The organism is Solilutibacter silvestris (assembly GCF_002895945.1).
GTDB classification, from domain to species: domain Bacteria; phylum Pseudomonadota; class Gammaproteobacteria; order Xanthomonadales; family Xanthomonadaceae; genus Solilutibacter; species Solilutibacter silvestris.
Window position 1 is genome coordinate 1230256 of the sequence record NZ_NPZB01000001.1, and the last position, 16104, is coordinate 1246359.

Here is a 16104-nt window from a genome sequence, read left to right on the forward strand (position 1 = left end):
CGAGCGGGCGAGCGACGCGCTCGGGCAAGATGGCGGGGTTCCGTGCAGAATCCAGACATGAGCCACAACCCCGAAACCCCCGGTCCAGCCACTGCGAAGCGCCACATCGACCGGGTGCGCGGCGCGATCGGTTACGAGGAGGCCGTGCGACGATTGCTGGCGCAAGCGACGGCATTGCCTGCTGAAACCTGTCCGCTCGCGCTGGCATCGGGACGGGTGCTCGCGCGTGATGTTCGCAGCCCGATGGACCTGCCGAGTTTCGATCATGCGGCGATGGACGGTTATGCACTGAGTGCGGGAACGGGCATCGCAAGTGGCGCGGAGTTCGATGTCCTTGCATCGCAGGCGGCGGGCGATGGTCCGCGCCAGATCGACAGCGGTGGCTGCGAAATCATGACCGGTGCACGCATGCCCGAAGGTGTCGACGCGGTCATTCCGGTGGAACAGACGCAACTGCTGGCCAGCAACAACGATGGCAGTCCCGCGCGCATCCGCGTGTTGCAGGAGGTGCGCACGGGACAGAACGTGCGCCTGGCTGGTTCCGATATCGCCAACGGTGCGAACGCGATCGCCGCCGGCACGTGCATCGATGCGGCGACGACGATGCTGCTGGCCGCGCTTGGCCAGGCGCACGTGGATGTGGTGCGCCAACCGCGCGTCGCCATCATCTGCACCGGCAAGGAGTTGCAGGCCGATGCCACGCAGCCGCTCGATGCCGATCGCATCCACGCATCCAACGGGCCGTATCTCGCTTCGGCGCTGGCTGCGGCCGGCGCGCGAGTCACCGCCTGCCTGACGGTGGACGACACTGCGGTCACCTTCGCCGATGCCTTGCGCGGCGTTTTGCGCGATGGCGTCGATCTGGTGATCAGTACCGGCGCAGTGTCGATGGGACGTTACGACTTCATTCCGGAATTGCTGCGCGAATCGGGCGCCGAGTTGCTGTTCCATGGTGTGGCGATGCGTCCGGGCAAACCCTTGCTGTGTGCACGGCTCGCCAACGGCCCGTTGCTGCTGGCGATGCCAGGCACGCCGATGGCGGTTGCGGTAGCGATGCGCTTTTTCGTCAATCCATTGTTGCGCGCGATGCTCGGGCAGGCGCCGGAAACCACGGTGCCGGCGGCACTCACTACCGCACAATCGCCGAAGCCGGGACTGCGCCATTTCCTGCGCGGACAGCTCCATGTCGATGACAACGGATGCCTGCAGGCGACGCCATTGCCGCAACAACAGCCGTTCCGCATCCACGCGTTCGCGCAAGCCGATGCGTGGATCATCCTCGATGGCGAATCCGCCGAATGTCCGGTCGGTACGATGGTCGCCATCGCCAGTCTGGTGGCGGGCGTGCCGATGCAGATCGCCCGAACACGATCCGCGAATGCGCGCGCAGGAGAGCCGGCATGAAAGTGCAACTGGACGGACAACAACTGCGCCTGCGCATCGATGAGGATGAACTCGCGCGCTTGCTGACAGGCGACGCCGTGGCTGCGCAGACGCGCTTCGGTGATCGCTTCATCGTGCACGCGACGCTGCAGGTTGATGATCGTGTCGCACCCATGCTGGATGGTGATATCGAAGATTGGCGCTTCATCCTGCCCGAGAGTGATGTGCGTGCGCTGGCCGCGCGCCTGCCGACGCGCGATGGCCTCGGCTGGACGCTGCCGTCCGCCGATGGTGCAGCGCTGGAATTGCGTTTCGATGTCGATGTGCGTGACAGCGCACGCCGCTTGCGTGATCGCAAGCATTCGGAGCGCGGATCATGAGCGGATTGCTGCACGTTGATGCTGCCGATGTCGCGATTGCACGACACATGCCGCGTTACGACGCCGTCTCGGTGCCGCTGGCCGAAGCGGCGGGGCGCATCCTGCGGCAGCCGATCCACGCCGGTCACGATCATCCGCCGTTCGATCGCGTGATGATGGATGGCATCGCCGTGCACTGGTGCGAGCCACTGCCGCGCGCATTCGCCATCGCTGGCCAACAGTTCGCCGGCACGACCGGAACGACGCTGGATGCGAACAGGGATTCCTGTATTGAAATCGCCACTGGTGCGATGTTGCCGGACGGTTGCGATTGCGTGATTCCGATCGAACAATTGCGGCGCGAGGGTGGCCGCTATCTGTTGATGGACGATTGCCAGCCGCGGCGTGGGCAGTTCGTGCATCCGCGCGGCAGCGATTGCGTTGCCGGCAGCGAGTTGCTGGAGACGGGCATGCGCCTGGGTGCACCGGAAATGGCCGTGCTCGCATCCAATGGATTCGCCAATGTCGAGGTGGCGGCGACGCCGTCGATCGCGATTCTTTCGACCGGAGATGAATTGCTGGCGGTCGATGCGCAGGAGCAGCAAGCCGGTTCGATTCGTCGCTCCAACGACATCGCGATCGCCACGGCATTGCGTCTGCATGGATTCGATCGGGTGGTGTGCGAACACGTTGGCGACGACCGCGTCGAAACCGAGGCAATGATCGGTCGTCTGCTCGCCGCGCACGATGTCCTGATCCTCTCCGGCGGCGTTTCCAAGGGCCAGCGCGATCACGTGCCGGCGGCATTGCAGGCGCATGGCGTCGAACGCGTGTTCCATGGCATCGCCCAGCGCCCCGGCAAACCGATGTGGTTCGGCATCGGTCCACGCGGACAAGCGGTGTTCGCGTTGCCGGGAAACCCGGTGTCGGCGCTGGTGTGCACGATTCGTTACGTGAGGCCGGCGTTGTTGGCGGCGCAAGGTGCATCACGATCGCTGTCGGGATCGGCCGTGCTGGCAGAGGCGGTGGAGACCAGCGATACCCTGACCATCTTCGTGCCGGCACGTTTGCACATCGACGGTGATGGGCGACAGATCGCCACCGCGGTGCCGACGCGCACCTCCGGCGATTTCACCGCCTTGCCGCGCAGTGATTGCGTGGTGGAACTTCCAGTCGCGGGCACGCGTTTGCCCGCAGGTCATGTCGTGGCTTTCCATGAGTGGTGAGATGAACCCCCGCGATCGCCTCGGTCGGCCGCTGCGCGACTTGCGCATATCGGTGATGGATCGCTGCAACTTCCGCTGCCCGTACTGCATGCCGGAATCGACCTATGGCGAGCACTACACCTTCCTCGGCAATGACGAGCGCTTGAGCTTCGACGAAATCGAACGCGTCAGTCGGCTCGCGGCGCGGCTGGGCGTGAGCAAGCTGCGCCTGACCGGTGGCGAACCGTTGCTGCGACCCAATCTGTCCGAACTGGTCGCGCGCCTGCGGCGCATCGATGGCATCGACGATCTCGCGGTGACCACCAATGGCACGTTGCTGGCGCGTCAGGCACAGGAGCTACGCGATGCCGGACTGGATCGCGTCACCGTCAGTCTCGACACGCTCGACCCCACCTTGTTCCATCGCATGAGCGGCGGCCGCGGCGAACTCGCCGACGTGCTGGCCGGCATCGATGCCGCATCCGCCGTCAATTTCCCACGCGGCGTGAAGATCAACACCGTGGTCCAGCGCGGCGTCAACGAAGCGGGCGTGGTGGATCTGGTCGAACGTTTCCGTGGCACCGGCATCGTGGTCCGCTTCATCGAATACATGGATGTCGGCAATCGCAACGACTGGCACGCCGAGGATGTGGTGCCGTCGAGCGTGCTGTTGGCGAGCATTGGTGCGCGCTGGCCGCTCGAAGCAATTCCACCGAAGTACGCGGGCGAAGTGGCGACGCGCTACCGCTTCAGCGATGGTGCCGGAGAGATCGGCGTGATCTCGTCGATCAGCCAGCCGTTCTGCGGCGATTGCAGCCGTGCGCGGCTGTCGTCGGAAGGCGTGCTCTACACCTGTCTGTTCGCCATCCGTGGCACCGATCTGCGCAGCCGGTTGCGCGACGGCAGTTCCGACGAAGCATTGCTCGACACCCTGCGCAATATCTGGCTCGCCCGCGGCGACCGCTACAGCGAGGAGCGCGAGGCGCTGCGCCAGAAGGGTGCGGCCCGCAAGATCGAAATGCACTACATCGGCGGTTGACGGCGCCGGCGTTATCCTTGCCGTTGCCGACGTGTCCCACATTGTTTCCGGAGTCCCTGTGCCAAATCCTCCCGCCACGCTGTCCCATGTCGACGATGCACAGCGCCCGCAGATGGTGGACGTTGGCGACAAGCCGGTGACCCGGCGCACCGCGCAGGCGCGCGCGCGGGTGACGTTTCCGGCCGAGGTTGCGCAGGCCTTGCGCGGATCCGGCCACGTCACGGCGAAGGGTGCGGTGTTCACCGTCGCCCACATCGCAGGCGTGATGGGTGCCAAGGCCACTTCGCAGCTGATCCCGCTATGCCATCCGCTGGCGTTGAGCCGCTGCGATTTCGATATCCGCATGGAAGGGGACGATGCGCTGATCGATTGCACGGTATCGTGCGCCGGCACCACCGGCGTCGAGATGGAAGCGTTGACCGGTGCGTCCATCGCTGCGCTGACCGTGTACGACATGTGCAAGGCGTTGTCGCACGACATCGTGATCGGCGAAATCCGCCTGCTGAAGAAGACCGGCGGCAAGAGCGATTATCTGGAGAATCCGGCATGACGGCGCCGTTGTACGGTTTGCTGCTGAGCGGTGGCGAAAGCCGGCGCATGCAACAGGACAAGGCCGCGCTCGACTATCTCGGCGAGCCGCAATTGCTGCGCGCGTGGCGCTTGCTCGAAGACGTGACCGAACGCGCCTTCGTGTCGGTGCGAGATGCCCAGACCGCGGACCCGTTGCGCGCCGGATTGCCGCAGATCGTTGATCGTTATCCCGCGGTCGGCCCGATCGCGGGGATTCTGTCCGCCCAAGCCGAATATCCCGACGTCGCGTGGCTGGTGCTCGCCTGCGATCTGCCGCTGCTCGATGAAACGACCTTGCATGAATTGATCGCCCGGCGCGATCCGCAACTCGATGCCACGGTCTATGCCAGCAGCCACGATGGCTTGCCTGAACCGTTGTGCGCGATCTGGGAGCCATCCTCGGCTGTCACGCTGCTGCAACGTTATCGCGACGGCAGCCATTGCCCGCGCAAGGCGCTAGCCATCCTGCGCACCCTCGTGTTGCCTTCGCCGGGCGAGGCATTGGACAATGCCAATACCCCCGCCGAGCGGGAAGACATCCGACGCCGCCTCGGGGCCACGACATGACGACCGTGCAACTCCAGTACTACGCGCAGCTGCGCGAGCAGGCCGGACGCAGCAGCGAGACGGTCTCGACCGCGGCCGCCGACCTGCGCGCGCTGTATCGCGAACTGCGCGAACGCCACGGATTTTCGCTGGATAGCGATGCGTTGAAGGTCGCGGTGAACAACGAATTCAGCACCTGGGATCGCGCGCTGCACGAAGGCGACACGGTGGTCTTCATCCCGCCGGTTGCCGGCGGTTGAGCGCAACGGGAACCGGGAGACGGCCATGATCGTTCGTCCGAACAACTCGCAATCGGTGATGACGCTGCTGTTCGCGCTCAAGGGCTCGATCCTTCCGGTGATCTGGCCGCAGGTGCTCTACACCATGCTGCTGTCGCTGGCGGTGGTAATCGCGGAGCGCTTCGGGTTCGTCCTGCAGTTCACGTTGAACGCGGCCTACCTGATGTTGCTCGGCCTGACGCTGGCGATCTTCCTCGGTTTCCGCAATACCGTCGCCTACCAGCGCTGGTGGGAAGCGCGCACCCTGTGGGGCGAACTGGTGATCGCCAGTCGCAATTTGGGGCGACAGACGCTCGCGTTCATGCCGACGCTGGCGGAGTCGCAACGACGCGAGTTGTTCCACGGCATGATTGCTTTCACCCAAGCGCTGCGCCATCACCTGCGCGGAACGGATGGCGAATCCGATCTGCGACGCTGGCTGTCGCCGCAAATGTACGCCGCCGTCGCGGCATCGCCGACGCCACCCAATGCCGTGCTCACTGCATTGGGCGAGGCATATGCGCGCGATGCCCGCGCCACTGGCACCGACAGCATGCTGCTCGGAACCATGGACCACGAGTTGTGCAAGCTCTCCACCGTGCTGGGGGGCTGCGAACGCATCCGCAACACGCCGATTCCCTTTGCCTACATCCTGCTGCTGCATCGCACGGTGCATGTCTACTGTTTCATCCTGCCGTTTTGCCTGATCAGTACGCTGGGCTGGCTGACGCCGATTGCGGTCGGGATCCTCGCGTATACGTTCTTCGGGCTCGATGCCATCGGCACCCAGATCGAGGAGCCATTCGACACCTTGCCCAATGATCTGCCGCTGGATGCGTTGAGCCGCAATATCGAAATCAACCTGCTGGCGATGCTGGGCGACACCGATCTCCCCGCGCCGCTGGAACCGCGTGATTGCATCCTCTACTGACCGCAGACCGGAGAGCCCACCATGATGAAGACGACATCCGCCCGCTTGATCCTGGCGTGCGCGCTTTCATTCGCACTGTCCCTGCCGGCCACCGCGCAAACGAAGATTTCCGTGGCGGCCGCCGCGGACCTGCACGGCGTACTCGACCGCATCATCGAGACCTACAACAGCGAGCATCCGGGTGTGCAGATCGATGTGGTCTACGGATCGTCCGGCAATCTCACCACGCAGATCGAACAGGGCGCGCCGTTCGACGTGTTCTTTTCCGCCGACAGTGATTTTCCGGAACGTCTGGTCCGCAACGGCAAGGCGGTCGGCAAGCCGTTGCAATACGCCGAAGGCCATATCGTGCTGTGGAGCGCGAGCATGGACCTGAAGGGCGTGACGGTGCAGCAGTTGACGCAGCCGCGCTTCACCCGCATCGCCATCGCCAATCCCGCGCATGCGCCCTACGGCAAGCGTTCGGAGCAGGCCTTGCGCGCGGCCGGTGTCTGGGATGCCGTGCAGCCGAAGATCGTGATGGGCGAGAACATCGCACAAACCGCACAATTCATCCGCAGTGGCAATGCACAGATCGGCTTCGTCGCAGAATCGTTCGCGCGCAGCCCGGAAGCCAAGGGCAGTTACGTCGTGGTGCCGACCAGCATGTACCAGCCACTCAAGCAGAGCTTCGTACTGACGCAGCATGGCGCCAACGCTGCACTGGCGAAGGACTTCATGGCCTATGTGCAAGGGTCGAAGGCGCGTGCGGTGTTCGTGCAATACGGGTTTTACGTCCCCGAAATCGCCGCGCCGGTCCACTGATCGACAGGCATGGGGGCCTTCTCCGCAGCCGATACGCAGGCGTTCCTGCTGACGTTGCGGTTGGCCGCCACGGTCACGCTGTTGTTGCTGGCGATTGGCATGCCGATCGCCTGGTGGTTGGCGCATTCGCGCTCATGGCCGAGTCGCGTGGCGGGCGCGGTGGTGGCGTTGCCGTTGGTGCTGCCGCCGACCGTGCTCGGTTTCTACCTGCTGCTGTTGCTGGGTCCGAATGGCTGGATCGGCAAGATGATGGCGTCGATGCATCTCGACACTTTGCCGTTCACCTTCAAGGGCCTGGTGGTGGCATCGATGCTGTATTCGCTGCCGTTCGTGGTGCAACCGCTGCAGGGCACGTTTGAAGCGATCGGCAGGCGCTCGCTGGAAGTCGCGTCCACGCTCGGTGCTGGCCCGCTGGATCGTTTCCTCTCGGTGATCGTGCCGATGTCATGGCCGGGCATTGTTGCGGCAGCCGTGCTGGGATTCGCGCATACGATCGGCGAATTCGGCGTGGTGATGATGATCGGCGGCAATCGTCCGGGAGAAACCCGGGTGATGTCGATCGCGATCTACGATCATTTCGAAGCCGGGGAATTCGCGCAGGCGAACACGCTGGCGTTGTCGCTGGTGGTGGTGTCGTTCGCGGCGTTGCTGGCGATGTACCTGCTGCGACGGAAGGCGAAAGCATGAGTGCCGCGAACGATGGACTGCGCGCCGCACTGTCGATCCGGCGCGGTGCCTTGTCTCTGGATCTCGATATCGCGTTACCAGCGCATGGAGTGACTGTGCTGTTCGGTGCGTCCGGTTCGGGCAAGACCAGTTGCCTGCGCGCGATCGCCGGACTCGAGCACAGTCCAGGCACGGTGACGTTCAAAGACGCCTGCTGGCAGGACGATGCGCGCGGTCTGTTCGTGCCGACGTACCAGCGCCGCGTCGGTTACGTGTTCCAGGAATCGAGCCTGTTCGATCACCTCACGGTCGCCGGCAATCTCGATTACGGATTCCGTCGCGCCGGTCGGCCATCATCCATTGATGCTGCGCGATGGATCGACGATTTCGGCGTGCGCCCGCTGCTGGCGCGTCGTGTCGCCGCGTTGTCTGGCGGCGAACGCCAGCGTGTTGCCATCGTGCGTGCGTTGATGGCGAATCCGCGGCTGTTGTTGCTGGACGAACCGTTGTCGGCGCTGGATGGGTCGGCGAAGACGCGGCTGCTGGCGGAACTGGAACGGCTGCGCACGACGCTGCCGATTCCGCTGATCTATGTGAGTCACAGTGTCGAGGAAGTCGCGCGCCTCGCCGATCACCTGGTCCTGCTCGATGGCGGCCGGGTCGTGGCGCAAGGGCCGTTGCAACAGACGCTGGCGCGAATCGACTTACCATGCGCGCTGATCGAGACATTGGGCAGCGTGGTCGAGGGCAAGGTCTCCGCATTGCATCGCAACGACAACCTAATGGAACTGGCGTTCGCCGGTGGCACGCTGTGTTTGCCGCATGCCGAAGAAACCGTTGGCCAGACATTGCGATGCCGGATCGATGCGCGCGACGTGGTGATCGCCCGCGACCGCGCGACCGCATCGAGCGCGTTGAACCAGATCCATTGCGAGGTGGTTGCTGTCATCGCCGCCGATCACCCGGCGCAATGCCTGGTGCAACTCGATGCGCACGGCACGCGCTTGCTCGCGCGCATCACTTGGCATTCCTGGCACGCGCTGGGATTGGCGCCGGGCGATGCCGTGTGGGCGCAGGTGAAAGCGGTCGCGCTCGGCAGTTAGCGATCAGCGCACGTCGACGGTCGGCGTTCCCGCACGGAGCATGCCGATCACCGTGGCTTGCGCGAAACCGGCGCCGTGGAATGCGGTGATCACGCTGTCGACCGCAGCAGGCGCACAACTGATCAGCAATCCGCCGCTGGTCTGTGGGTCGCTGAGCAGCGCCTGCCAGTCATCGGGCAGTGTCTGGTCGAGCCGCACGTCGGCGCCGTAGGACGCCCAGTTGCGGTGTGATGCGCCGGTGACGCAGCCGCGTTGCAGGAGATCGAACGTCTGCGGCAACAGCGGCAGGCGCGCACTGTCGATCGTCGCTGCGAGATGGCTGGCGCGGCACACTTCCAGCAGATGGCCGAGCAGTCCGAAGCCGGTGACGTCGGTCATCGCGTGCACGCCGGGAATCGTCGCCAAGCGCGTGCCGATGCTGTTGAGGCGGGTCGTGGCATCGATCATCTGGCGATAGCCATCATCATCAAGTACGCCTTTCTTTAGCGCCGACGAATACACGCCGACGCCGAGCGGTTTGCCCAGTACCAGCACGTCGCCGGGTTGTGCATCGCCATTGCGCTTGAGGTGGCGTGGATCGACCACGCCGATCGCCGCCAGCCCGTAGATCGGTTCCACCGAGTCGATGCTGTGGCCACCGGCCACCACGATGCCGGCGTCGGCGCAGGCCTGTTCGCCGCCGTGCAGGATCGCGCGGATAACGTCGTGGGGCAGGATATTGATCGGCATGCCGACGATGGCCAGCGCGAACAGCGGGCGCGCGCCCATCGCGTAGAGATCGGACAGCGCATTGGTGGCAGCGATGCGGCCGAAGTCGAACGGATCATCGACGATCGGCATGAAGAAATCGGTGGTGGCGACGATTGCCTGATCGTCGTTGAGGCGATAGACCGCGGCGTCATCGGACGTCTCGCGTCCCACCAGCAGATCGGTCGAGGCCGGGAACAGCGGCACATCGCGCAACAATTCGCTGAGTACACCGGGTGCAATCTTGCATCCGCAACCGCCGCCATGGGCCAGCGAGGTCAGGCGCGGTGGCGTGGCGATGTCGGTGCCTGCGGGCGGTTGCGTGGTCATGCTGCATCTTCTCCCGGCGTGTGACCGGCAAAGTGGCGGAAGGCAGCAGGAGTCGAACCTACCAGGGAGCGATCGACGCCCCCTACCGGGTTTGAAGCCCGGCCGCATGCCCGGATGCGCATGCCTTCCATTGATTCAAGTCTGATTGGCGTTCCACCGCATGTCGTCGCGCGGTCGATGCGTATCGCCGACGCGTCGAGTGTAGCCAACGCGGTTGAAGAACTCCAAGATCTGGATGCTGCGCTTGCGGCCCAGGCCAATTGCATCACGGAACGCGGCGGCATCGGTGGCGCCACCGTCCTGCACCAGCGCGGCGAGGGTCGCCGCAAGTTCGGCGATCCGGCGTGGATCGTAGAACAGGTCGGGCACGACCTGGAACAGTTCGCCGCGCGCCGCCGCACGCCGCAAGATGCCGCGAGTCTTTTCTTCGTCTTCGCCGGTTTGCGTGGCCAGCGTCCGCACCCATGGCGGATCGAAACCTCCCGCGTGCAGCAATGGAACGAGTCGTTGCAGCAGCGCGCGTTCGTGTTCCGGTGGCGCGCTGTCGTGGCCGGGCAGGCACCACCACGCGCCCAGGCGTTGCAAGGTGCCGTTGGCCTGAAGATCGTGCAGCAATGCCTGCCACAGCCCGGGCGCGAGATTGGGCAGGGTACTGCGCTGCAATCGCCCGCTGTCGATGCCGGGCTCATCCGGATGTCGCACATGCCACTCACTCACCGCAACCACGACCTTTGCACGCAAGGCCTGCCAATGCGTGGCGAGGATGATGAACGTGTCATCACGCGTGGCGATGCGCAACATATCTTCCGGCAACGCGATACGCTCGGCTGGGCGGCGGCAGTAGCGCACCAACGCCGACATGGCGACGCCAGTTGGTGCTTCCTGCAGCAACGGCGCGATGCCGTCACCGGCCGCGAGCTGTTCCAGCGCGGACAGCCAGGCGAGTCGCGCCGGGCTGCGCCGGCGGCGTTGCGGCGGATTGGGATCGAGGACGATGCCGCCGCCGATGGTCGTGTTGGCGCCGGAATCGCGGGCGATGAAACGATCGCCGCACATCGCACACACGGGTGCAGCGAACACCAGTTGTACCAATGCGCCACGTTCGCCATCGCCATCGTCGAGCACCACTGCATGGGCGAGGCGATCCATCGTGCCCCAATGGATATGCAGTGGCGTCCAGTTGCGCAACGGCGGCGCATCCACGGACAGACGCAGGCGCACGTCGACGCGGGTGGTGGCGACGAAGGCGCGCGGATCTGCGATCCAGTCGCCGCGTGCGATGTCCTCGCAGGCGATCGCGGCAAGATTGAGCGCGCAACGCTGTCCAGCAACCGCGCGAGCGCTGGCGCGGTTCTGGGCGTGGATGCTGCGCACGCGCACGGTGGTGCCGGCAGGCATCAGGCGCGGAGTCGCGGATGTTTCGATCTGGCCGCCATGGATCGCGCCGGTGACCATGGTGCCGTGGCCGGGCAGGGTGAAGACGCGATCCACCGGCATCCTGAACAGTTCATCGCGGAGATCGTTGCCGGCGTCGTGCCGTGGTGATGCGGCCACTGCATGCAGATGGTCACGCAAGGCGGTGATACCGGGGTCATCGGTCGATGTGCTGTTGCAGGCGAACAGTAGTGATTCGCGCAAGGGCGACTTTGCCAGCAGCGTTGCGATTTCCGCTTCGACGTCGGCAACGCGTTGCTGATCGACGCGATCGACTTTCGTCAGCGCTATCGCGCCGTGGCGCACGCCCAGCAGTTCGAGGATGGCGAGATGCTCGCGCGTCTGCGGCATCACGCCGTCATCGGCGGCGATCACCAGCAACGCGAAATCGATGCCGGTCGCGCCTGCCACCATCGTGTGCACGAAGCGTTCGTGGCCGGGCACGTCGACGAAGCCGAGTATCGTCGCGCTGTCTTCCGCGGTGTCAGCTTCGATCGGCACGTAGGCATAGCCGAGTTCGATGGAAATGCCGCGCGCTTTTTCTTCCTTCAGGCGATCGGTGTCGATCCCGGTGAGCGCGCGCACCAGGCTGGTCTTGCCATGATCGATGTGGCCCGCGGTGCCGACGATCATGGAGCGAGCGTGCTCCATTGCACCAGGAATGCGGCTTCGTCTTCCACATCCAAGCAACGCAAGTCGAGCCACAGGGCATCGTCGGCGACGCGACCAAGCACCGGTCGCGGCAATGCGCGCAAACGCTTGCCGAGGCGATCAAGTCCACCGCGTTTGGTCGCGATCACGCGCAACCCGGCGCTGGCGAGGCGTGCTTGCGGTTGCGCGCCACTACCGATCTGGCTGTCGAGGGTGGCGACTTCGATCGTGTATTCCGCTGACAACGCGTGACGGAGCGGTTCCAGCAAGCGTTGCGCCTGCGCGTGGATGTCGTCGCCCGATCGCGTCAATGCCTGCAAGGTCGGCAGGCGTTGTGCCAGCAGTTCCGGTTCGCGATAGAGCGCCAGCACCGCTTCCAGTGCGGCCAATCCCATCTTGTCCATGCGCAACGCGCGCTTGAGTGGATTGCGGTTGATGCGCGCGATCAGGTCGGCGCGCCCGGCGATGATTCCGGCCTGAGGGCCGCCCAGCAGTTTGTCGCCGCTGAAGGCCACCAGATCGGCGCCGGCGGCGAGCGTGTCCTGCACGGTCGGTTCGTGCGGCAAGCCGAAGGTGGCGAGATCGCACAGGCTGCCGCTGCCGAGATCGACGGCGAGCGGCACGCCATGTGCGCGGGCGATTTCGGCGAGCTGCGTGGTGGCGACTTTGGCGGTGAAACCGGTGATCGCGTAGTTGCTCGCATGCACCTCCATCAGCAGTGCGGTGCGCGCGCCGATGGCGTCGGCGTAATCGGAGGGGTGCGTCCGGTTGGTGGTACCGACTTCCACCAGCTTGGCGCCAGCGCTGCGCATCACGTCGGGGATGCGGAACGCGCCGCCGATCTCCACCAGTTCGCCGCGCGATACCACCACCTCGCGACGATTGGCCAAGGTGTTGAGCAGCAGCAGTACCGCTGCCGCATTGTTGTTGACCACGGTCGCGGCTTCGGCGCCGGTGAGTTCGCACACCAGCGCCCGCACCCTGGCATCGCGCTCGCCGCGGCGGCCGTGTGCGAGATCGAATTCGAGATCGACCGGGGAGGTCATCGCTTGCGTCACCGCGTGCACGGCCGCTGCAGGCAGCAGCGCGCGACCGAGGTTGGTATGGAGGATGGTTCCGGTCAGGTTGAACAGCGGCCGCAGATCGCGTCGTGCATCGATGGCGATGGCGTCATCGAGTGCCGACGACAACGCGGTGCCGTCGAGCGCGCGCTCCAGTTGCTGTGTCGAAAGCTTTCCGTCAGCGACACGTTCGCGCAACGCCTGCAACTGCGTGCGCAGCAGCTGGGTGACGCGGCTGCGTCCGTGCGCCGCGATCAGTGTCGCCAGTTGCGGCAAATGCAGCAGCCGGTCCAGCGAGGGCAGCGCACTGGTGGCTGCGGTGTCGGCGCGCGCCATCGGTTCAATCCCCGGAGGCTTGCCACAACAACGGATTCTGGCTGACGCGTTGGTAGCCTTCTTCGCCCAGCAGGAGGTCGAGCGCCAGCGTGCCGAGGTCGTCGGCCACCGGTTCGACGCCGGGATCCTTTTCCAGATAGAGGATCTTGCGATAGCCGTGGCAGTGATCACAGGTTTCGGCGCGCACGGCGGCATCGCGTGCAGCGGCGGCTTCGTCGCCATCGATGCCGGCGAGTGCGCGATAGGCGATGTCCTTGCCGACTCCACCGCAGTGGCTGCACTGCACGCGCACGAAATGCCACTGGCAGGCGCATAGCGCGCACGACAGGTAGCGGTAGGACGAATGGGGCGCACGGGCGTGGACGACGCTGGCGACCGGCGGCGTGCCGCACAGCGGACACAGGCCGGGGGCGTCGGCCATCGGCGCGAGATCGGTGGGTTTGAACGCCAGCGCCAGCGCGGTCCAGTACACCTGCAGCGCGGCCATCACGAAGGGCGCGGTCACGGCATCGATGGCCGCTGCGCCCGGCACTTCCAGCACGGCATCGGCCTGGGCATCGAGCCACGCATCCGGCGCCGCGATCAGTCGTTCCAAGACACCATGTGCTTCCGCCGGAAAGCCGCCGTGTTCGAGGCATGTCCGGCACAGCGCGCGCAGGATGGAACGCCATTCGTCATCGCGGGCGAGGCTGGCGGCGTGCAATGGCGGCATCCCGGCTGCGGCGACGGCCGGCGGTTGTTGTGCCATCGCGGCGGATTGCAGTTCAGCGAGGCGTTCCGGCCTCAACGCGGCGAGTTGGGCGTGTTGGGCATCGACCAATACCGCGAGCAGTTGCAGGTAGTCGCCGATCGCGCTGGTCGCGGCCAACGCACGCAGGCGTTCCGCACGTGCCGCAAACAATGAGTCGCGATCAGCCAGGATGATGCGCGGGACATCGCGCGAGGCGAGGGTCTCGATCTCGCCGGGTTCGAGGATGCGCTGTGCCATGTGGACTCGGTCGCGGGAACGAATCCGTATCCTCGCCCTTGTTGCCGGCGGCGTCCAGCGCGGTCGCCCGCCGCGCCGGATCAGTCGTTGTTGCGGCGTCCGGCGATGACCTCGCGGAACCAGCTGCGATGGTGCTTGTAGGCCCAGCCGTAGCTGACCTTGCCGCCGGTCATCGCCTTGACCGAACCCTTGATCCAGATCGCCGCGTAGATGTGGACGATGATCCCGCAGATCAGCACCCAGCCGCACAGCGCGTGGATCAGCACCGAGAAGCGGATCAGGCCGATCGGGAAGAGCTGGCTGAAATAGGCGCGCCAGATCACGAAGCCGGTCAGCAACAGCGCCGACAGGCAACCCACGATCGTCCAGAACAGCAATTTCTGGCCGGCGTTGAAGCGACCCACCGGCGGCAGGTTCTCGTCCTTGTTTTCCAGCACCTCGCGGATGTCGCGCAGCCAGGTGACGTCGTTCTTCGTCAGCAGGTTGTCGCGCCACATCCGCCAGCCGAGCAGGGCGAACGCGATCACCATCACCAGGCCGATGAACGGATGGAGGATGCGTGTCCACGGCCCGCCGCCGAACAACATGCTCAGCGGAAACAGCGCCGGATCGAACAGGCTCAGTCCGGACAGCGCGACCAGCACGAAGCTGATCGCCAGGATCCAGTGGTTGATGCGGATCGGCCAGCGATAACGTTCGATCTCCAGTTGGCCATCGTCGTTGCGACCGTCGCGGCTGTCATGGTCATGCGTCATCGCGCACCTCCTCGCGGACCTTCTTGGCGTCGTCCTCGGCGATCTGTTCTTCCGCCTTGTCGACGGTATTGCGGCCGAAGCGGATGTAGTGGAGGAATGCGGCGACCGCGGTCCCGCCCAGTGCAAGCATGCCCAGCGGCTTGCCCACGCCCTTCCACAGCGACACCATCGGGCTGATGTGCGGATCCTTGGGCAGATCGCTGTACAGCTCCGGCTTGTCGGCGTGCTGCAACACGTACATCACGTGCGTGCCGCCCACTCCTTGCGGATCGTAGAGACCCGCGTTGGCGTAGCCGCGCGATTTCAGATCCTCGACGCGCCCGGCGGCGTGCTCGGTCATCGCTTCCTTGCTGCCGAAGGTGATTGCGCCGGTCGGGCAGGTCTTGACGCAGGCCGGTTCCAGCCCGACCGCGACGCGATCCGAACACAACGTGCACTTGTAGGCTTTCTTGTCCTTCTTCGAGATGCGCGGAACGTCGAACGGGCAGCCAGTGACGCAGTAGCCGCAGCCGATGCAGTTTTCTTCGTGGAAATCGACGATGCCGTTGGCGTACTGCACGATCGCGCCCGGCGACGGACACGCCTTGAGGCAGCCGGGGTCGGCACAGTGCATGCAGCCATCCTTGCGGATCAGCCATTCGAGGTTGCCCTGTTCGTCCTCGTACTCGTTGAACTTCATCACCGTCCACGATTCATGGCTGAGATCGGGCGGGTTGTTGTAGCTGCCGACGCAGGTGCCGACTTCGTCGCGCAGGTCGTTCCATTCCATGCACGCGACCTGGCAGGCCTTGCAGCCGATGCACTTGCTGACGTCGATCAGCTTGGCGACCTGGCCGGCAGGCGCACCACGCGCTTCCGGTTCGGGCGTGGTGGTGGCCGAGCGACGGATGATATCCAGTGACTGTAGTGGCATGATCC

Annotated in this window: 17 protein-coding genes and 1 tRNA gene; 11 read left to right on the forward strand and 7 right to left on the reverse strand. The window is 65.2% G+C overall.

All coding sequences use genetic code 11. The annotated features are described in order from the left end of the window. Positions 1-57 precede the first annotated feature (57 nt). Genes Lysil_RS05595 through modC form a run of 11 tightly spaced genes read left to right on the forward strand, consistent with a single transcriptional unit; the run spans position 58 to position 8884 of the window. Positions 58-1404, forward strand: coding sequence for a molybdopterin molybdotransferase MoeA (locus Lysil_RS05595; RefSeq protein WP_103074524.1), 1347 nt, complete (start codon positions 58-60; stop codon positions 1402-1404). Beyond that, the gene (locus Lysil_RS05600; RefSeq protein ID WP_103074525.1) at positions 1401-1763 is read left to right on the forward strand and encodes a hypothetical protein; all 363 of its coding nucleotides are present in this window, start codon (positions 1401-1403) and stop codon (positions 1761-1763) included. Before Lysil_RS05595 ends, Lysil_RS05600 begins: the two co-directional genes overlap by 4 nt. Beyond that, entirely contained in the window at positions 1760-2968 is a 1209-nt protein-coding gene (locus Lysil_RS05605; protein ID WP_103074526.1) for a molybdopterin molybdotransferase MoeA, read from the forward strand. Before Lysil_RS05600 ends, Lysil_RS05605 begins: the two co-directional genes overlap by 4 nt. Before the next feature lies 1 nt (position 2969). After that, positions 2970-3986 carry a GTP 3',8-cyclase MoaA gene (gene moaA / locus Lysil_RS05610; protein ID WP_240600167.1) on the forward strand — a complete coding sequence of 339 codons (1017 nt, stop codon included), beginning with the start codon at positions 2970-2972 and terminating at the stop codon, positions 3984-3986. A 40-nt stretch (positions 3987-4026) separates the two neighbouring features. Beyond that, positions 4027-4536 carry a cyclic pyranopterin monophosphate synthase MoaC gene (gene moaC / locus Lysil_RS05615; RefSeq protein ID WP_205756906.1) on the forward strand — a complete coding sequence of 170 codons (510 nt, stop codon included), beginning with the start codon at positions 4027-4029 and terminating at the stop codon, positions 4534-4536. Beyond that, positions 4533-5123 carry an NTP transferase domain-containing protein gene (locus tag Lysil_RS05620; RefSeq protein WP_103074529.1) on the forward strand — a complete coding sequence of 197 codons (591 nt, stop codon included), beginning with the start codon at positions 4533-4535 and terminating at the stop codon, positions 5121-5123. Before moaC ends, Lysil_RS05620 begins: the two co-directional genes overlap by 4 nt. Beyond that, positions 5120-5362, forward strand: coding sequence for a MoaD/ThiS family protein (locus Lysil_RS05625; protein WP_103074530.1), 243 nt, complete (start codon positions 5120-5122; stop codon positions 5360-5362). The genes Lysil_RS05620 and Lysil_RS05625 overlap by 4 nt, the downstream gene beginning before the upstream one ends. A 25-nt stretch (positions 5363-5387) precedes the next feature. Continuing rightward, complete coding sequence (locus Lysil_RS05630; protein ID WP_103074531.1) at positions 5388-6311, forward strand: bestrophin family protein; 924 nt, start codon at positions 5388-5390, stop codon at positions 6309-6311. Positions 6312-6335: 24 nt separating this feature from the next. Next, positions 6336-7115 carry a molybdate ABC transporter substrate-binding protein gene (gene modA / locus Lysil_RS05635; protein ID WP_103075009.1) on the forward strand — a complete coding sequence of 260 codons (780 nt, stop codon included), beginning with the start codon at positions 6336-6338 and terminating at the stop codon, positions 7113-7115. Between the two features lie 9 nt (positions 7116-7124). Then, a complete protein-coding gene (gene modB / locus Lysil_RS05640; protein ID WP_103074532.1) occupies positions 7125-7802 on the forward strand; it encodes a molybdate ABC transporter permease subunit in 678 nt (225 codons plus the stop codon). Continuing rightward, entirely contained in the window at positions 7799-8884 is a 1086-nt protein-coding gene (gene modC / locus Lysil_RS05645) for a molybdenum ABC transporter ATP-binding protein (RefSeq protein ID WP_103074533.1), read from the forward strand. Before modB ends, modC begins: the two co-directional genes overlap by 4 nt. 3 nt (positions 8885-8887) lie before the next feature. On the opposite strand, the gene selD is transcribed toward modC, so the two are convergent. The 7 genes from selD to fdxH form a co-directional block, all read right to left on the reverse strand. Next, the gene (gene selD / locus Lysil_RS05650; RefSeq protein WP_103074534.1) at positions 8888-9961 is read right to left on the reverse strand and encodes a selenide, water dikinase SelD; all 1074 of its coding nucleotides are present in this window, start codon (positions 9959-9961) and stop codon (positions 8888-8890) included. 33 nt (positions 9962-9994) lie between these two features. Continuing rightward, positions 9995-10090: transfer RNA gene (locus tag Lysil_RS05655), tRNA-Sec, on the reverse strand. 6 nt (positions 10091-10096) lie between these two features. After that, positions 10097-12028, reverse strand: coding sequence for a selenocysteine-specific translation elongation factor (gene selB, locus Lysil_RS05660; protein WP_103074535.1), 1932 nt, complete (start codon positions 12026-12028; stop codon positions 10097-10099). Continuing rightward, positions 12025-13443 carry an L-seryl-tRNA(Sec) selenium transferase gene (gene selA, locus Lysil_RS05665; RefSeq protein ID WP_103074536.1) on the reverse strand — a complete coding sequence of 473 codons (1419 nt, stop codon included), beginning with the start codon at positions 13441-13443 and terminating at the stop codon, positions 12025-12027. Before selA ends, selB begins: the two co-directional genes overlap by 4 nt. A gap of 4 nt (positions 13444-13447) precedes the next feature. Then, positions 13448-14431: a formate dehydrogenase accessory protein FdhE gene (gene fdhE / locus Lysil_RS05670; protein WP_103074537.1), complete on the reverse strand. Its 984-nt coding sequence runs from the start codon at positions 14429-14431 to the stop codon at positions 13448-13450. Between the two features lie 80 nt (positions 14432-14511). Beyond that, on the reverse strand, positions 14512-15186 hold the full coding sequence (locus Lysil_RS05675) for a formate dehydrogenase subunit gamma (RefSeq protein ID WP_103074538.1): 675 nt from the start codon (positions 15184-15186) through the stop codon (positions 14512-14514). Further along, positions 15176-16099, reverse strand: a complete 924-nt coding sequence (gene fdxH / locus Lysil_RS05680; protein ID WP_103074539.1) for a formate dehydrogenase subunit beta — start codon at positions 16097-16099, stop codon at positions 15176-15178. Before fdxH ends, Lysil_RS05675 begins: the two co-directional genes overlap by 11 nt. Between the last annotated feature and the right edge of the window lie 5 nt (positions 16100-16104).